This is a genomic window from Paenibacillus sp. PSB04, assembly GCF_025809195.1.
GTDB lineage: Bacteria > Bacillota > Bacilli > Paenibacillales > Paenibacillaceae > Paenibacillus_AQ > Paenibacillus_AQ favisporus.
Genome location: NZ_CP081301.1, coordinates 5,003,522 through 5,020,049 on the forward strand (window position 1 = coordinate 5,003,522; position 16,528 = coordinate 5,020,049).

The 16,528-nt window shown below is 52.2% G+C and carries 14 protein-coding genes; 7 read left to right on the forward strand and 7 right to left on the reverse strand.

Going from position 1 to position 16,528, the window contains the following annotated elements:
• Window positions 1-112: 112 nt before the first annotated feature.
• The gene (locus K2F33_RS23205; RefSeq protein WP_263878780.1) at window positions 113-952 is read right to left on the reverse strand and encodes an AraC family transcriptional regulator; all 840 of its coding nucleotides are present in this window, start codon (window positions 950-952) and stop codon (window positions 113-115) included.
• Between the two features lie 172 nt (window positions 953-1,124).
• Window positions 1,125-2,912: an SgrR family transcriptional regulator gene (locus K2F33_RS23210; RefSeq protein ID WP_263878781.1), complete on the reverse strand. Its 1,788-nt coding sequence runs from the start codon at window positions 2,910-2,912 to the stop codon at window positions 1,125-1,127.
• A 1,042-nt stretch (window positions 2,913-3,954) separates the two neighbouring features.
• On the opposite strand from K2F33_RS23210, the gene K2F33_RS23215 reads away from it, so the two are divergent.
• From K2F33_RS23215 to K2F33_RS23230, 4 genes are all read left to right on the forward strand, one after another.
• A complete protein-coding gene (locus tag K2F33_RS23215; protein WP_263878782.1) occupies window positions 3,955-5,727 on the forward strand; it encodes a sensor histidine kinase in 1,773 nt (590 codons plus the stop codon).
• Window positions 5,720-6,457: a LytR/AlgR family response regulator transcription factor gene (locus K2F33_RS23220; protein ID WP_076165318.1), complete on the forward strand. Its 738-nt coding sequence runs from the start codon at window positions 5,720-5,722 to the stop codon at window positions 6,455-6,457. Before K2F33_RS23215 ends, K2F33_RS23220 begins: the two co-directional genes overlap by 8 nt.
• A 266-nt stretch (window positions 6,458-6,723) precedes the next feature.
• A complete protein-coding gene (gene cstA / locus K2F33_RS23225) occupies window positions 6,724-8,517 on the forward strand; it encodes a carbon starvation protein CstA (RefSeq protein ID WP_076165320.1) in 1,794 nt (597 codons plus the stop codon).
• Between the two features lie 206 nt (window positions 8,518-8,723).
• The gene (locus K2F33_RS23230; RefSeq protein ID WP_076165322.1) at window positions 8,724-9,101 is read left to right on the forward strand and encodes a UDP-3-O-acyl-N-acetylglucosamine deacetylase; all 378 of its coding nucleotides are present in this window, start codon (window positions 8,724-8,726) and stop codon (window positions 9,099-9,101) included.
• 74 nt (window positions 9,102-9,175) lie between these two features.
• On the opposite strand, the gene K2F33_RS23235 is transcribed toward K2F33_RS23230, so the two are convergent.
• Window positions 9,176-9,589, reverse strand: a complete 414-nt coding sequence (locus K2F33_RS23235; RefSeq protein WP_076165324.1) for a nuclear transport factor 2 family protein — start codon at window positions 9,587-9,589, stop codon at window positions 9,176-9,178.
• Window positions 9,590-9,722: 133 nt separating this feature from the next.
• On the opposite strand from K2F33_RS23235, the gene K2F33_RS23240 reads away from it, so the two are divergent.
• Window positions 9,723-10,313 (forward strand): CGNR zinc finger domain-containing protein, encoded by a 591-nt coding sequence (locus tag K2F33_RS23240; protein ID WP_076165326.1) that lies wholly within the window; start codon window positions 9,723-9,725, stop codon window positions 10,311-10,313.
• A gap of 204 nt (window positions 10,314-10,517) precedes the next feature.
• On the opposite strand, the gene K2F33_RS23245 is transcribed toward K2F33_RS23240, so the two are convergent.
• Window positions 10,518-10,907 carry a MerR family transcriptional regulator gene (locus K2F33_RS23245; RefSeq protein ID WP_263878783.1) on the reverse strand — a complete coding sequence of 130 codons (390 nt, stop codon included), beginning with the start codon at window positions 10,905-10,907 and terminating at the stop codon, window positions 10,518-10,520.
• A 192-nt stretch (window positions 10,908-11,099) separates the two neighbouring features.
• Between K2F33_RS23245 and K2F33_RS23250 the strand changes: the two genes are divergently transcribed.
• Complete coding sequence (locus K2F33_RS23250; protein WP_076165330.1) at window positions 11,100-11,456, forward strand: VOC family protein; 357 nt, start codon at window positions 11,100-11,102, stop codon at window positions 11,454-11,456.
• Between the two features lie 364 nt (window positions 11,457-11,820).
• Here K2F33_RS23250 and K2F33_RS23255 read toward each other — a convergent pair whose 3' ends face one another.
• Complete coding sequence (locus tag K2F33_RS23255; RefSeq protein WP_263878784.1) at window positions 11,821-12,777, reverse strand: acyltransferase domain-containing protein; 957 nt, start codon at window positions 12,775-12,777, stop codon at window positions 11,821-11,823.
• 108 nt (window positions 12,778-12,885) lie between these two features.
• A complete protein-coding gene (locus tag K2F33_RS23260; RefSeq protein WP_263878785.1) occupies window positions 12,886-14,016 on the reverse strand; it encodes a Gfo/Idh/MocA family protein in 1,131 nt (376 codons plus the stop codon).
• Window positions 14,017-14,174: 158 nt separating this feature from the next.
• On the opposite strand from K2F33_RS23260, the gene K2F33_RS23265 reads away from it, so the two are divergent.
• Window positions 14,175-14,585 (forward strand): winged helix-turn-helix transcriptional regulator, encoded by a 411-nt coding sequence (locus K2F33_RS23265; RefSeq protein ID WP_263878786.1) that lies wholly within the window; start codon window positions 14,175-14,177, stop codon window positions 14,583-14,585.
• Between the two features lie 33 nt (window positions 14,586-14,618).
• Here the strand turns inward: K2F33_RS23265 and K2F33_RS23270 are convergent, their stop codons facing one another.
• Window positions 14,619-16,238 carry a catalase gene (locus tag K2F33_RS23270; RefSeq protein WP_412974014.1) on the reverse strand — a complete coding sequence of 540 codons (1,620 nt, stop codon included), beginning with the start codon at window positions 16,236-16,238 and terminating at the stop codon, window positions 14,619-14,621.
• Between the last annotated feature and the right edge of the window lie 290 nt (window positions 16,239-16,528).

Below are 16,528 nucleotides of genomic sequence, written 5' to 3' on the forward strand. Positions count from 1 at the left end.
CGGTCGAAAACTTTTATATTCATTCTTTACCAGATGCCAGCAAACGGCTGCACAGCCCCTGTTCACAGCAAAAAGGCCCTTTGGACAAGGACCTTCCGAGTTATTCACAACATTAACTTTCTCCGCTGCGCCTCCATTCCATCGGCGTCATGCCCACATGCTTGACGAACAAGTCATGAAAACGGCTGGACGAGCTGAAGCCGACTTCGGAGGCGATAAATTCAACGGGCTTGCGCGAGGTGTGCAGCAGCCGCTTGGCTTCGTCAATCCGCAAGGAAATAATGTACTGTTTAGGTGACATGCCGATGCGGTCGGTAAACTTTTTGCGGAAAATGCTTTCCGACAAATAGTGGTTCGCCGCCAGATCCGACACCTTCAGCGATGTATGGTAATTCTGGTGAATTTCCTTCAGCGCGTCCTGAATCATTTGCTCTTCAGGATGCTCCGAGGGGGCTTCAGCCGCTTGAACGCAAGTTCCAGTATGATAAGCAAGCAGCAGTGTCTCCAGAGCATTGCGCAGCAGATCGTAGGAATATTCGGTCTTTTCTTCCCGCCTGTATTCTTCCTCAATCTGGTGCATGGCGGCTAACGCTCGCTCTGCGGCGCCAGGGGTCAAAGAAGCTTTCAGGATCGGACCCGGACGCTGCGAAAACGCATGCGACATCAAATACTGGCAGTAAGGCGGAAGGTTCTGATCGTAGATGTGCAGCGAATAGCCTTCCCAGGCTTTGACACAGACGTAGCTGTGCTTCAGATCCGGCGGAATGAACAGTAGATCACCCGGAAGTGCTTCAACGTTCTGTTCCCCAGCGGCATAATAACCCTCTCCCCTTACGATGAGGGTAATCTCGGCGGATGGGTGGGAGTGGGATAGAAATAGTCCTTCCTTGTGATCCTTGTCGCTCGGATTCGTATGAAAATACACGATGCTGTCCATAAATCCGATATCCATCAGTGATCCCTGTCCTTTTCAACTATAATTGTAAAGACGGTAGCATTACGATAACACATACCCTAAAGACTGTATGTCAGACGGAAGTATGGGGACGAATGGCCCCTGCCAGCCTTGAAAAAGGGTTCTCTACATGCATTGACGCCCGTCACGCCTTGCATGCACCTGCACCTCAGCGCTTGACCCACACATCCTTGTAGTTGATTTTACCCCAGGTATCCAAGGTGATTCCGCCTAAGGATTGATCATGCCCGATGATGTGGATGCTATGGTACATAAATAACAAATGATGGTCTCTCTTTAACTGATCTTCAATCCGCCTCAGCAAAATCCTTCTTACGGTGTAATCCGGTTCTGCCAGAACCTCGGACAACGCCCGGTCTACCCCATCCCTCGCGGCTTCGTCCAAGTGGTTGCGGATATATCCGTAATGGGAACGGTACATTTCGATCAAAGACACGGAAGGCTCGTTACCGAGGACCTCTCCGGCATAAATCATATCGGCTTGTTTCAAGACGGATGGATTCGTGAGCTCACGGATCGGCATCACATGGACTTCCACCTTCACCCCGATGTCTTCGCAGGCCCGACGGATCCATTCGGTATCCAGCTCGTTACTGGTCATTTCGTAAGTATACAGGGTCAGCGTTTCTCCACGGTAGGCGGATTCGGCCAGGCAGGCTCTCGCGATCATCAATTCCCCGCCCCGCCCGTACGCCTCGTCATGGTCATACGGATTAAAGCCCGAGGAGGGCTGTTCTCTCTTTCCTCCAAGCTCCTTGACCATCTGTTCGCGGTTAATAGCTAAATGGATAGCCTCCCGAAGCTTAACGTCATGAAGTATTCCGTCCCTCGACAGATTAAAAGTCAGATAAGTACTGCCCTCTTCGAGCCGGGTCAGCAAAGTACTCGTTTTCTTCTTACCCGTCGGTTCAAAATAGAGCACCTGCGTGTCACGTTCCTGAAGTCTGTCGGGCTTCAGATGCTCCAAATAGTTCGGCCAAACCCAAATCTCGATGCGGTCCATCATCGGCCTACCCTGGAAATACCGCTCGTTCGCTTCGAGGATCATGCCGTTGTCGCTGTTCTCCTTCATGACAAATGGGCCTGTACCTACCGGCATCCGCCGTATATCCCGGGTCGCCGCAATGCGGTCCAGATCTTTGGGTACGATGGAGAAGCGTTCTGAAGCCAATAGATGCAGAAAAAGGGCGTTAGGTTCGCTTAGGTGAAAACGGACGCTGATATCACTAAGAACCTCAACCCTTGCCACATTCGCCATGAACCAGTCCGGCGGATTCAGCTGCCCAAAGCGCTGGAACGTAAATTGAACGTCTTCGGCCGTCATCACCTTCCCGTGATGAAACAGCACGCCTTTACGTAAATAAAAGGTCCATTCGGTGTACTCGTGATCCGATTCCCAGTAATGGGCGAGCCCCGGCTTGATCACGTGACCGGCCGTGTCGAACTCCACCAGCGTGTTCAAAATCTGTCGAATCAGGTGGGTCTCCGTGCGGCGAATGACGAACAGCGGCTCGAGATCGGGCACCGGCCGGTAAAATGGGAAACGGAGAATGTCCTTATGGTCGGAAGCCTTCTGCGCACCAAACTGCCCGGTCAGCCAATCGGAAAAATGGGTTTCGGCCAGGGGGTCCGTATGCGCATGCAGCAGCCCAAACGCCTCACCGACATGTCCTTTTAAAGCCAGTTCCTTGGCTTTGTCCAATAGCAGCTCCTGTGCATCGGCAACCAGGACGAGCCGCGACGTATTGCCCCGGCCCAAACCGCTCTGCCAATCAATAAGCCCCTGCTCCTTCATTTTCTGCACGAGCAGCTGTGCATTTCGCCGGGTGCATTCCCATATGTCCTCCAGCTCCTGCATCGTCACCTGGATCGAAGAGCCTCGGGGCTCGGAAGCAAAGTGTTGATTCAGTTTATTGTAGTAATGGACAACGTCCATATGAATTCCCCTCCTTTGCCATGAAAAGGCGAAAAATAAGTTCGCAGCTTTCGCCTTTCCCTTCGCCTTTTTCAAAATTATAATTTGACTTGTATGAAACGTAAAGAGGATGTATTGAAACATGTATTCGGCTGAGCCCCGGCAAGGTCCGGGCGCCTACTATCTTACGGATACATCTTCCTTGATGCACTCTTGCATCTGGCGCCATCCCGGCTCTGGAGGAAAATGTATGAACTGGCGCTGTCCTTCTATGTATGATCTTACATAATCTTCGCTCGTCATGTCTATGTACGCGAGTATTGATGGTCTACACCTTACCGTTCATTTCCCTGGAAACCGTCATTCGCCGGCCTTGGATCATCTCTACAACCGAGTCTCTGCTGATGACCTTCGAACGCTGGGCCAAGCTAGGCCGTGGGTCTGCTGCTGTGGATGTTGAGCATCTTGGTGATCTACATAGCCAATGGTGCTTCTGGAATGATGGTCACAAACATCATTTTGTACGCCAAAGATCACTTGGAGTTCTCGCGCTATTGTATTGGGATTCGTTCTTTCTGCAGCTGGAGCAGGCTGGACTCATGACGCCGCTGGTTCACACACAATAACAAACGCCTCTAGTGTACAAATGTCTTGGACGACTTTAGAGGAATTCCGGTAAGCTTCAACTTTTGCTAGCCCCATTTAGGTCAGACGGTTAAGTTCGGTGGGATGTTGCGCTTGCTGGTTGCCCTGACTGCTCCATATGCCGCCTAGGCATCATGTTCTTCTTCGCTTAAGCGGTGGCAAATGAGATGATGAAGCCTACCCAATGAAGCTCTGCCCAAACGGGAAATCCGCGTCCAAACGATCAAATTATTTCTTGGGTAATCGCAAAATGTTCATAGGTTCGACATCCGCTGATGTCCCTCTATGTCGTTCATGCCGTTAAATGATTGAGGCAATCTGTCGAAACAGCACCGATTGAAAACGCTGCAATTTCCGATTATACTAGCTCCGCGGGTAAATCAACGAACAACGAACGATTGCGGAGGATGATGCTGACATGTTCTATTTATTGCCGCTTATGCTGGAAAGAGTCGGCATCCTGATTATCGTCGCCTTTCTGCTGTCCAGGATGACGTCGTTCCGCCAGACGCTGCATCACGAGGATCGGCTTCCCGCCAAGCTGCTGCTGATCGTCATTTTCGGCGTGTTCGGCATGATCAGTAACTATACCGGTGTAGAAATTCATGGAGGCGCCATCGGCTCCGAAATCTGGCAGGCCGGCGTGCAGGTTGACAGTGCACTGGCCAATACGCGGATTATGGGCGTGGCCATCGGCGGTTTGCTTGGCGGACCGCTGGTTGGACTTGGGGCCGGGCTGATCGCCGGTCTCCATCGGCTGACGCTTGGCGGATATACCGCTGCCGCCTGCTCTATATCTACCATACTGGCAGGTGTGGTCACCGGCTGGATCGGCAGGAGGTTCCGGAGGTCCGATCCCGGCGCGCCATGGCGTGCGGTTACTATCGGAATTCTGATGGAATGCGTACAGATGGGGATTATTTTGCTGATAGCCCGCCCTTTCGACGCCGCAGTTCAATTGGTTTCGGTCATCGCCCTGCCGATGATTGTCATGAACGGATTCGGCACCCTGATGTTTATGCTGATCATTCAGTCTATCCTGCAGGAGGAGGAGCGGACTCGCGCCCTGCAGACCAACCAGGTGCTTCATATTGCCGACCGGACGCTGCCCTTTTTCCGTCAGGGCCTGAACCCGGCATCGTGCCGGGAAGCGGCGAGCGTCATTCTGGAGGCCACGGATGCGGATGCGATCTCGATCACGGATCGGGAGCAGGTGCTCACGCATGTAGGTGCCGGCTCGGACCATCATGTCCCGCTCCACAGCCTGGCGACCCAGCTTACCCGGTCCGTACTGGAACAGGGACGGATGTCTGTTGCGACATCGAAGGAAGACATTCAATGCTTCCATGATGGCTGCAGCCTGCAGGCTGCGATCGTGCTTCCGCTGCAGGTGCGGAGCGGCACCGTCGGGACGCTGAAGCTTTATTATACGAACCCGGACCGGCTGGACCGTGTTCAGCGGGAAATGGCGGAAGGGCTTGGCCGCTTGTTCTCCACGCAGCTCGAGCTGGCCGAGGCGGAGATGCAGAGCAGGCTGCTGAAGGATGCCGAAGTCAAAGCGCTCCAGGCGCAGGTGCATCCCCATTTTCTGTTTAATGCGATCAATACAATTTCAGCGCTGTGCCGTACCGATCCGGACAAAGCACGGGAGCTGCTCATTCAGCTCGGAGTCTTTTTCCGCAGCAACCTTCAAGGTGCAAGGCAGATCCTGATCCCGCTCAGCCAGGAGCTGAGGCATGTGGAAGCCTACTTGACGTTGGAGAAGGCGCGCTTCCCTGATAAATTCGAGATGAAATTCGATATCGAACCGGAGCTTGCGGATTTGGAGATACCGCCGTTTACGCTTCAGCCCTTGGTCGAAAATGCCGTGCGCCATGCCTTCCATGGACTCGGTCCCCACCATAAAGGGAGCGTATGTATTGCCGCGAGCCAGAAAGGCCATGAAGTCATGATTGTAACGGCAGATAACGGCAAAGGAATCCCGGCGGAGCTGCTGGAACAGCTTGGTGAGCAGGCCGTTCATTCGAAAGACGGAACCGGCACGGCGCTGCATAATATCCGTAAGCGGATCGCGGAAATCTACGGCAGTGAGGGCTCGTTCCGGATCGTAAGCGATGCCGATACCCCCGGAACCCGAGTCGTGATTACGCTGCCTTTGCATCTTGCACATAGGAGGGAAATGCATGCTTAAAGGATTCATTGTCGACGATGAGCCGCTCGCCCGGGACGAACTGGCTTATCTGCTCGGGCGTACCAGACAGGTTCATATTGTCGGAGAGGCCGATTCGCTGGAGACGGCGCTGCATTCGATTACGGAGATGGAGCCGGACGTCGTGTTTCTTGACATCCAGCTGGCGGAGGATAACGGCATGGAGCTGGCCAAGCAGCTCTCCGTTCTGGAGCAGGTTCCGGATATCGTCTTTGCCACGGCTTACGATGAGTATGCGCTGCAGGCGTTTGAAGTCAACGCCTTGGACTATATTTTGAAGCCGTTCGAGGAAGAGCGGGTGCGGAAAACCGTCGACAAAGTCATGAAGCTCCGCTCCGCCCGCGAGAAAAGGGCAGCCCCTTCTCCCCCGCTGGGACCCGATCGCACAGGCAAGCTGGCGGTCAGCGCGGAAGAGCGGATACTGCTTATTGATATCGACAACATCGTCTACGTGGGATCCGATGACGGCAAGAGCGAGCTGGTCACAACAGGCGACCGGTACAAGCTGAATGAGCCGCTGGTCAATCTGGAGCGCCGGCTGGCCGGAACTTCCGTCGTCCGGGTGCACCGGTCTTACCTGGCTAACTTGAACGCGGTTACCGAAATTCAGCCGTGGTTCAACTCCGCCTGTATTCTCGTCATGAAAGACGAATCCAAGGTTCCCGTCAGCCGATCCTTCACCAAGGAACTGAAGCAGCTGCTCGGATTGTAGTCTGAGGATCAACAACTTACCGTCTTTTTGAGATCATTCCTTTACCGGCGGCAGATGGCCGGCAGTCCCTTTCATGTCTGACTTATCCAGTGGGGGCTCACCCGGAATACATCTGTCTGCCATTCACCGCCTTCTTTTGGCTGTTCATCCTTTCCTCCCGACTTTTCGGCCTGAAAACACCTTGAATCGGTTTTCATCAGGTATAGTACGGATAAAATCTCTTCACCCGTAACAAGCGGGGTGTGAATAAAGGAGGAACTCCAAAAATGAATGCGGTTACAATCGTCATAGCATCCATCTGTATTCTCATGATCGCCTACCGCCTGTATGGGACGTTCATGGCCGCCAAGGTGCTGAAGCTCAGCAACAGTACGCCAACGCCGGCCCATGCCCTTGAGGACGGCAAGGACTATGTACCGACGAACAAATGGGTCACCTTCGGCCATCACTTCGCCGCGATTGCCGCCGCGGGGCCGCTGGTCGGGCCGATCCTGGCCGCGCAGTTCGGTTACTTGCCAGGCCTCTTGTGGCTGCTGATCGGAGCCGTCATCGGCGGTGCGGTTCATGACGCGGTCGTCCTGTACGCGTCCATGCGCAAGCAAGGCAAGTCGCTGTCTGAAGTTGCCAAAGAAGAGCTTGGACCGGTCGCCGGCTTTTGCACGGGTCTGGCCATGCTGTTCATCATCATTATTACGATGGCGGGCTTGTCCATGGTCGTGCTCCATGCGCTCGAAAACAATCCTTGGGGTACCTTCGCCGTCGGCATTACGATTCCGATTGCTATGGGCGTCGGCCTGTACTACAAAAAAACCGGTAAGCTGAAGACCGCGACCACCGCAGGATTTATTCTGCTTATGATCGGCGTATTTGCCGGTCCTTATATTCAGGAAACGGCCATCGCCCAATGGCTGACGCTGGATGCCAAGACGCTGGCCGTGATTCTGCCGATTTACGCTTTCTTTGCAGCGGCGCTGCCGGTATGGCTTCTGCTCGCTCCCCGGGACTATCTGAGCAGCTTTATGAAAATCGGTGTGTTTGTTGCCCTTATTGCCGGTGTGTTTATCATTAACCCGGTGATCCGCTTTCCGGCTTTTACCGAATTCGCCGGCGGCGGGGGCCCAGTTATTGCAGGTCCTGTCTGGCCTTTTATTTCGATTACGATCGCCTGCGGAGCGATTTCCGGTTTTCATGCGTTCGTCGGCTCCGGAACGACGCCGAAAATGATCAATCAATGGACCGACATCAAGGTCATCGGCTTCGGGGCGATGCTCGTCGAGTGCGTGGTCGGCATCATGGCGCTGATCGCCGCAACTGCACTGCATCCCGCCGATTATTTCGCCATCAATTCCGCCCCGGCCGTGTTCCAGACGCTTGGGATGCATGTGGAAAACCTTCCGCAGCTCAGCAAGGAGATCGGAATGGATCTGGAAGGCCGCACCGGCGGAGCGGTCACGCTTGCGGTCGGCATGTCGTATATTTTCACAAAAATTCCGTGGTTCAGCCATCTGGCACCGTTTTTCTTCCAGTTCGTCATCATGTTTGAGGCGGTGTTCATTCTGACCGCGATCGATTCGGGGACCCGCGTCTCCCGTTATCTGATCCAGGACTTTTTCGGCGAGCTCTATAAACCGCTGAAGCGGACCGATTGGCTGCCCGGCAATATTTTTGCGAGTGCACTCGCCTGCTTCATGTGGGGATACTTGCTCTTTTCCGGTGATATCAGTTCGGTATGGGCCTTGTTCGGCGTCTCCAATCAGCTCATGGCTTCCATCGGCTTGATTATCGGAGCAACCGTTATTTTGAAAATCGCGGATAAGCCGATCTACGCTCTAACGTGCATCATTCCGCTCGCGTATCTATACGTCACGGTGAACTACGCAGGTTATTGGATGGTACGTCATGTGTACTTGAACCCGCAAGCTTCGGGATATAACGTTCTCAATGGTGTGCTTTCGATCATTATGCTGATCTTGGGCGTCATAATTTTAATCACAGCCATCAAAAAATGGATGGAGCTGTTAAGCTCGCCGACGTTACACCAGGGATCGCTGATTCCGTGATCCGTCTAATATATTTTTCATCTGTATACCAACCTGCCGCAAGGTCCTCCACTAAAGGCCTGGCGGCTTTTTTCGATTCATCCCCTGACATGGCAAGCCAATAATTAGCATTTGCTTCCAATATCAAGGAGTGATAATATGTATAGCGGCCATTCTGAGGCTGCATGAAATCATGATCATACAGGAAGAAGGAAGTAATTAACTACATGAATAACTCGATCCGTTTATTTAAGGTGTCCGGCATTGTGCATAAGGATCAGCTTGTCGTTTGCGTCAAGGAATGGAAGCTCCTGAAGGAAACCGGGCGTTATTACGAAATTAAATCAGAAGATGCCAGCGTCAAGAGAGTGTATAAAGAAAAGCTCGGTGTGATCCATGACGACACCAAGGCATATGCGAACGGGCTGATTTCAAGTCACACCTTTTGTGCACATGAGGACATTGAAACCATGAAATCGCTCATTATTACAGAACTGGACTCCAAAATATCTTCCTACCTGCAAGACCTGCTGCTGAACAGAAAAGCACTGGAAAGCGCTGACGAAAACTCGATTTCACTTCATATTACTGAGCTGAAACGTTAACTTATAAATGACATGAATTCTTATGCAAGGGCGTCCATCCACTCGGTTGGCGCCCTTGCTGCTTGTAACGAGAATCATCTGTACCTGCGGTCCGATTCCTGAATCGGATAATCGTTGCCGCTCATATCCCGTCTTCGCATCAGCCCTTCTTCATCAAACTCCCAATGCTCATTCCCATGCGTTCTCATCCACTGTCCCGTGTCAGCGTCCCGCCATTCATACTCGAAACGCACCGAAATGCGATTGTCCGTGTAACACCATAGCTCCTTCATGAGCTTGTAATCCAGTTCTTTCGCCCACTTTCGTTTCAAAAAATCCCGGATGGCCTCCCTTCCCTTAAAAAACTCGGTGCGATTCCTCCACTCCGAATCGGGAGAATAAGCCATCGCCACCTGATCCGGATTTCTTGTATTCCAGGCGTTTTCGGCAGCTTTTACCTTGGCCAGCGCCGACTCATGGTTAAACGGGGGTTTAATAATATTAGACATGGACTCCACCTCACGATATAAACTAACCACAAAAATGCAGTTGTTATGGTTAGTATGATATAGTGCTTTCCATTAACCTGTCAATCCATTATTATGAGGTTAGTTAAAAAGAATGTCAGTTGGAGGAAATTTCATGACGTTAAATAATACGGGTTCGTTTCCACTGCTCTCCGGTCATCCTTCGCTGGATTTGGTCAATACCGAGTTGGTTCGCAGAGGCATCCGTCATGATCTGCTGATCCGTCCGGAAGATCTAACCGCTTGGCTTGAAGCACTAAATATGAAGGAAAGTCTGCCTTCACTTCAGCATGCATCATCGGAGATCACGAAAGAAGCGCTGAATAAAGTTAAAGAATTTCGGATTGTCGTCAGAGACATGTACGAGCGGCTGGCTGACGGCCGAGAGGTTACCCGCTCATGGATCCGCCTCATGGAAGCGTGTATTGCCAACGCTCCATTGTCCTATCACTTCCTGGACGGAAGACTCGTTCCCGTTCCGCTGGGGTCTGATACCGATGCGATCCTGTCCTTGGTTGCCCTGGATGCGCTCCGGCTGCTGGAAGCCGGTGAATTAGCTTATCTTCATCGATGTTCCAATCCCGAATGCGTCCTGCTCTATGTTGACCGTTCGGGACGACGGAAATGGTGCTCCATGAAGATTTGCGGAAACCGGATTAAAGTGGCGCGAAACCAGGCCAAAAAAGACCACAATCAAGATATGTGATCACTAACACCACCACCAATACAAACACCAATACAAACCGAACAAACTTTTTTTGTATTCCATTAAATCTCTAGCGGGACACAATAAAGAAAGTGGTTACGTAATATATATTATGTTAACCATTAATTTCGCGGATGACCAAGGCGCACTTTCAAGATGTCCTGGCTCCACGAGTTTAAACTTACAATAATCATTCTTTCCTCATTAGGAATGCATAAGCTTTTCGTAATAGTCCAATTTGGTCCGTGCTTCCGCGATCGTTTGGTCCAGCGCCTGCCGCTGCTCCTCCAACCGGTCCAATTGAGCCGTTAGAATTGACTTCCGGCTTTGGATTAACTTCATCTCTTCATCGTCCAGAGCTACCTTGTCTCTGAAACACTGCCCATCGGCAATAAAATCCTTAATGTCTTCCAGCGACAAACCGCTCTGTTTTAAGCATTTAATCGATAAAATTTGGTGGACATTTGCATCGCTATAGCTCCTGACACCACCCGTTCCACGTGAAGCTGGTTGGATCAGTCCCATTTTTTCATAATAACGCAGTGTGTCCCGACTAAATCCAGTCATTGTGGAAGCTTCCCGAATGTTATACATAGAAAATCACCGCCTTTCCCCCTTATTGTAAACGCTGGAGCTGACTCCAGGTCAAGGGGAACGTCAACCGAAATGAGGTATACATGTATGGATTTGGAGTGCTGCCCTTTTACTGATAGAATCAAATTAATTTTAATGACATGAAATACTTTCGCTTTCAGAATCGTGTCAGAAAGAGAGGAGAAGTGCAGGATGAAGGTACTACAAGTGTACACACGAGTGTATGTGAATGATATGGAGACGTCCCTTAAATTCTATGAGAACTTGTTGAGTGAAGTTTCAACATTTAGGTTCAAGTATGAAGCAGCGGGATTGGAATTAGCATCTGTGGGCGACATTTTGATTTTGGCTGGATCAAATCAGGCATTGGAGCCATTCCGTAAGACCAAGGCAACATTCAAGGTGGATAGCATTCATGAGTTTTATGACCACCTAAAGAGTTCAGGTTGCCAAATAATCCGGGATCTCACAAAAGTTCCAACTGGCACAAATTTTACGGTGCAGCATCCGGATGGCGGGATTTTTGAATACGTTCAACATCATGAGTAGGTATTTGCCCGCCATTGTGCGGGTATCTCTTTTTCCGTGCTTGGTCAATGTCCATGATAACCAGTCAATATCCATAAATGATAAATGTTTTAAAAAAAATGATATTTATGTTTACATAATAAATGTTACGTTAACTTGATGCTATCCCAACCTCTTTGAAGCCGCCCAGCGGCATTCGTGAATACTTGAATCACACTTGTTTTCATAAAAGACGTCTATCGACGTACCTCTCAAAGATGACAGACCGCGTTTAGCGGAAGTTTTGCTTGCGTGATCAGGAAGCGGAAGCTCCGAAACTTATACTTTCTGAACTCTTAAAAAAACCCATCCCCGTATCCGGGAATGGGTTGAAATCGTTCTTACGCTATGCTTGCCGTATTCGTCGTATCGTCGTTTGGAGCCGGTCCAGATCTTTTTGAAAAGGACTGAGCACGCTGTATACGTGAGCGCCGGATCCCTGTTTCCACAAATGCTTCGTGAAGTTGGCCAGCGTTCCGGACGGCCCCAGATCAACGCAAATATGCTCCGATGGGTTCATGCGCTGCATCGCTTCCCGAAACCGGATCGGATGCCGAACGGCATCCCAGACATAGTCTGAAGATAATGACGTGATGCCCATTCCGTACAGACCGGAAACCAGCTTCACCTGCGGCCGGTTCACATGGATTCCTGTCAGGGAAGGTTTATACGCCGTCTCTGCAGCGTCAATGGATGCGGAGTGAAAGCCGTAGCGCACAGGCAGCACCTGATGAGCGATCCGGGTTTGCTTTAAATACGCTTCCGCCTGCCGGATACCCTCGCTTGTGCCGGAAACGACGAAGTGGGACTGATCATTGACGGCCGCCAGCTCGGTATTCGTATGAAGCTCTGCGGCTTGCGTGAACAGCGCGGGATCACTTGCGATGGCGATCATGCCTCCCGGCTCACAAGTATTCCGGACCGCATCGGCTTGATTCGCAACAAGCTCCAGAGCCGTTTCCCAATCGATGACGCCGGCAACGGCGCAGGACGCAAATTCGCCCAAGCTCGTCCCAAGTACGAGATCCGGATAGATTCCGTTTTCCATCATCACCTGCGCCAGTGCATATTCCACCATAAAGATGGCCGGATGGCTGTAGGATAAATGATCCAGCGGTTCCTCTGATTTTCGGCCGCTGCCGTACAATTCCAGGACGACAGACCTGCCTGTCGACTGGTACAGCCGCCGATCCATGCGGTCCATCCATTCCCGGAATCCGGAATGCCGTTCGTAGAGTTCGATTCCCATCCGGTAATATTGAGAGCCTTGACCGGGAAACAAGAAAACGACGGATTTTGCCATAATCGAATTGACCTCCGTAAGGTAGAAAAAGTCTTGATGATGATATTCTTCTACCAACTTACCATTTCATGTTTCCTCCGTCCATCTCCCTTACTAACGGACCCTTGATCAAACCTCATAACCGGGTTCAAGCCGCACGGTTGCCCCTGTCTCCCCCGCCTTCCGCACTTGATCCAGCAGCTCGTGAACCGCAAGTGCGGTTTGAAAGTCCGGCGCCTCGTGTGTGTCATTCGCCAGATCCCGGTGGATCTGTTGGTAAATGCCCGCCACATTGTAAGCGGGTGTTCCCACCAGCTCGGCCGGAGGCAGGTGGATATGCCCGGGCAGCGTCAGTTCCTTCAGCTCTCCCCTCCCCTGCGTGCCAAGCACGATCAGATCATCGATCTGGAACATAAAGTTTTGCCGTGATCGGATGTGTAAATCCCCTTTCGTGCCGTTGATCTCGATCGCGAAGCTTCCCACGTGCGCGTTGCGGATTTGGGAGCTGAAAACGGCCTGGCCCGGCAGAATCCCGCTGACCACGACATGATCCGGTGCCGACGCACGGATGATTTCACCCGTCTCCTCCACAGGGACCTGCCGCGTTTGCGTCTTCAATATGGCCGATATTTCGGAAAATGGACCAAAGAGATACATGATCCCATCCAGAAGATGACCGCCGGCGATCGTCAGCTGATTGGCTCCGTTCGCATCGTCCAGCAAATAAACGTGGCTCCGGTCGATCTGCTTGGAACGGATCGGATACGTCGGTATGGCGTAATTAACGTGAACGGCAAGCACATCCCCAACGTAACCCTCTGCCAGAAGTTCCCGGACGTAGCGGATGACGGGATTGGCGCGCGACTGCAGCCCGGCGAAATGGCGAACTCCTCGGTCGCGGGCCGCCTGCAGCAATGCTGACGATTCCGCGGTCGTCCGTCCGAGCGGGAACTCGCTGTACACATGTTTGCCGGCCTCAAGTGCCGCGCGAATCAGCCGGTCATGCTCCGGAACCCGGACGGATACGGTCACCAAATCGACCTCTGGATGCAGGGCCAGCTCAAGCGGATCGGAAAAGGCATGCTCAACGCCAAAGTGATCGGCGCTCGCTTCTGCGCTTTCCTGCCGCGATGTACCGACGGCGGTCACCATAAACTCGGGAAGCGCCTTCAGAGCGGGAAGATGTGCCAGACCTCCCCACGCACCGTTCAAACCGGCACCGATGATTCCGACACGAAGAGGTTGATGATTTATATTCATAAGTAATCCTCCTAATAAATGGATAAGCGATCCACCCGCCTCCTGGCAAATTGTGGAGGGATTTTCGGGTTGGTAGACATAGATTAATACAGTGAGTACAATGTGAAAAGAAGGCACTTTTCGGTTCGTTACGAACCCGCGGGTGCGTTAGGAGGTGGATGATGGAAAACATAAGAGCAGCGGAACCCGCATTTTCGGTAACGTCCTGCACGGCTCGGCGTGTACTGGAAATCGTTTCGAATAAATGGGCGGTCCTCATCATTTTCGTATTGGAAAAAGGCACCAAACGGTACGGTCAGCTTCAGCGAAGCATCGCCGACATTTCCCAAAAAATGCTGACCCAGACGCTCCGCCAACTGGAGCGGGACGGACTAATTGAGCGCAGCGTCCTTCCAGAGGTTCCGCCTGTGGTGGAATATACCTTGACTCCGATGGGAGAGAGCTTGATCCCCTACCTGCGCCAGCTAAACCATTGGCTGAACGAGCATTATCCTCAGATCGAACAAGCCCGGAAAGATTACGATGCGAGAGAAAAGTTTAAGACAGACAAAAGCACGCAGACCGTTTAAGGTTTGCGTGCTTTTTTAAATGCATGGATGGTGTCAATACGAGTCGGTGCTGTGGCCCTTCCGTTCGGCATCCTCCACCGCTTCATGAGTGTGAGCGGCGCCCAGCGGGCCATGATGGCTGCTCGTGCCATGCTGCTTGATCCCCTCGGCGACGCGCCGGCCGTATTCCTCGTCACACTGGGTCAGATGGTGGATCATCTTCTCCTGTATGATCGGGCTGCAGGAAGACAGCGCATTAACCAGATTGCTGATCAGTTCGTTCTTTTCAAAATCGTCAAACGCACGGTACGTCTCCCCTGCCTGCTTGTAATCGTTGGTTCGTTCAATGCTGGCCCTCATCAGTTTGCCTTCCACATGCGGCATGTAGTCGATTTCCTCCCGGGGGGCTTCCTTCAAACCGTTCAGCGAGGACGGTTCGTAATTGATGTGAGGATTCTGTCCAGGCGCCATATCTACATCATACGTCATCTGGCCGTCACGCTGATTGGTGGCCACCCGCTTCTTCGGTGCGTTGATCGGCAGCTGGAGGTAATTTGGTCCGACGCGGTAGCGCTGGGTATCCGAATACGAAAGTGTCCGTCCCTGAAGCATTTTATCATCGGAAAAATCCATCCCGTCGACGAGCACGCCGGTACCGAATGCCGCCTGCTCCACCTCGGCAAAATAGTTCTCTGGATTTTTGTTCAGCACCATCCGGCCGACCGGACGCCAAGGAATCTGCTCCTTCGGCCACAGCTTGGTATCGTCCAGCGGGTCGAAATCCAGCTCAGGATGGTCGTCATCGCTCAAAATTTGCACGAACAGCTCCCACTCCGGATAATCGCCGCGCTCGATCGCTTCGTACAAGTCCTGGGTCGCATGGTTGAAGTTTTTACCCTGAATGGCTTCCGCCTCGGCTTGGGTCAAGTTTTTGATGCCCTGCTTCGGCTCCCAGTGGTACTTGATCAATACCGCTTCGCCCTCGGCATTTACCCATTTGTAAGTATTGACCCCGGACCCTTGCATCTGCCGGTAGTTGGCCGGGATGCCCCAGGGGGATTGAACGAACGTAACCATATGCATCGTTTCCGGCGAGTTGCAGCAAAAATCGAAAAACCGCTCGTTGTCCTGGATGTTCGTGACCGGATCCGGCTTGAAAGCGTGGATCATATCGGGAAACTTGATGGCGTCGCGGATAAAGAAAATTTTCAGGTTGTTCCCGACCAGGTCCCAGTTTCCGTCTTCGGTGTAAAATTTCACGGCAAAGCCGCGCGGATCACGCAGCGTCTCCGGGGAATGGCCGCCGTGAATAACCGAGGAGAAACGGACGAAGACAGGCGTTCGCTTGCCCGCTTCCTGGAATAATTTCGCCCGCGTATACTTGGATACCGGCTCATCTCCAACCTTGCCGTAGGCCTCGAAGTATCCGTGTGCTCCGGCTCCTCTTGCATGCACGACGCGCTCTGGAATGCGCTCGCGGTCAAAATGCGTAATTTTCTCGATAAATTGATAGTTTTCCAGCGTTGCCGGTCCGCGGCTTCCAACCGTCCGCATGTTCTGGTTGTTTTTCACCGGATGGCCCTGGCGCGTGGTGAGAGACATTTCGTCTTCGCCCGGAGCCATGCGGCGGTCAAGGGCATCGCCGGAACCGGTCACCGAAGTGCCGTGCTCCATAGGCTTTTGTTGTTGGTCCATGCTGTTGTTCTCCTTTTCGTCTTTATGTACAAAGGGCTGGTTAATTTTAGATGGCAAAGATATGAAGTAGCGTTTCCAGCCGATTCCGTTTTTATGCCTTGAGCCTTCCGCGCTGCAAAAGTCCGGACATCAAAAAAATCCATTTTACATCAATTTATTCCGATTGATCCCCCGACTGAAATCGCTTAGCATGATTCTGAGCACGTCCAAGCGTGAGTCTCGAACAGCCCACGCCCGCACTCGACACAAACCAAGTGATGTCAAAGGGA

Excerpts from the sequence above, each read along its gene's own strand:
- K2F33_RS23235 (WP_076165324.1), bottom strand. The coding sequence starts at position 9,589 with ATGTCTAATATTATTAAACCCCCGTTTAACCATGAGTCGGCGCTGGCC.
- K2F33_RS23215 (WP_263878782.1), top strand. The coding sequence starts at position 3,955 with ATGTTCTATTTATTGCCGCTTATGCTGGAAAGAGTCGGCATCCTGATT.
- K2F33_RS23230 (WP_076165322.1), top strand. The coding sequence starts at position 8,724 with ATGAATAACTCGATCCGTTTATTTAAGGTGTCCGGCATTGTGCATAAG.
- K2F33_RS23270 (WP_412974014.1), bottom strand. The coding sequence starts at position 16,238 with ATGGAGCACGGCACTTCGGTGACCGGTTCCGGCGATGCCCTTGACCGC.
- K2F33_RS23220 (WP_076165318.1), top strand. The coding sequence starts at position 5,720 with ATGCTTAAAGGATTCATTGTCGACGATGAGCCGCTCGCCCGGGACGAA.
- K2F33_RS23210 (WP_263878781.1), bottom strand. The coding sequence starts at position 2,912 with ATGGACGTTGTCCATTACTACAATAAACTGAATCAACACTTTGCTTCC.
- K2F33_RS23265 (WP_263878786.1), top strand. The coding sequence starts at position 14,175 with ATGATGGAAAACATAAGAGCAGCGGAACCCGCATTTTCGGTAACGTCC.
- cstA (WP_076165320.1), top strand. The coding sequence starts at position 6,724 with ATGAATGCGGTTACAATCGTCATAGCATCCATCTGTATTCTCATGATC.
- K2F33_RS23255 (WP_263878784.1), bottom strand. The coding sequence starts at position 12,777 with ATGGCAAAATCCGTCGTTTTCTTGTTTCCCGGTCAAGGCTCTCAATAT.
- K2F33_RS23260 (WP_263878785.1), bottom strand. The coding sequence starts at position 14,016 with ATGAATATAAATCATCAACCTCTTCGTGTCGGAATCATCGGTGCCGGT.
- K2F33_RS23240 (WP_076165326.1), top strand. The coding sequence starts at position 9,723 with ATGACGTTAAATAATACGGGTTCGTTTCCACTGCTCTCCGGTCATCCT.
- K2F33_RS23250 (WP_076165330.1), top strand. The coding sequence starts at position 11,100 with ATGAAGGTACTACAAGTGTACACACGAGTGTATGTGAATGATATGGAG.
- K2F33_RS23245 (WP_263878783.1), bottom strand. The coding sequence starts at position 10,907 with ATGTATAACATTCGGGAAGCTTCCACAATGACTGGATTTAGTCGGGAC.
- K2F33_RS23205 (WP_263878780.1), bottom strand. The coding sequence starts at position 952 with ATGGATATCGGATTTATGGACAGCATCGTGTATTTTCATACGAATCCG.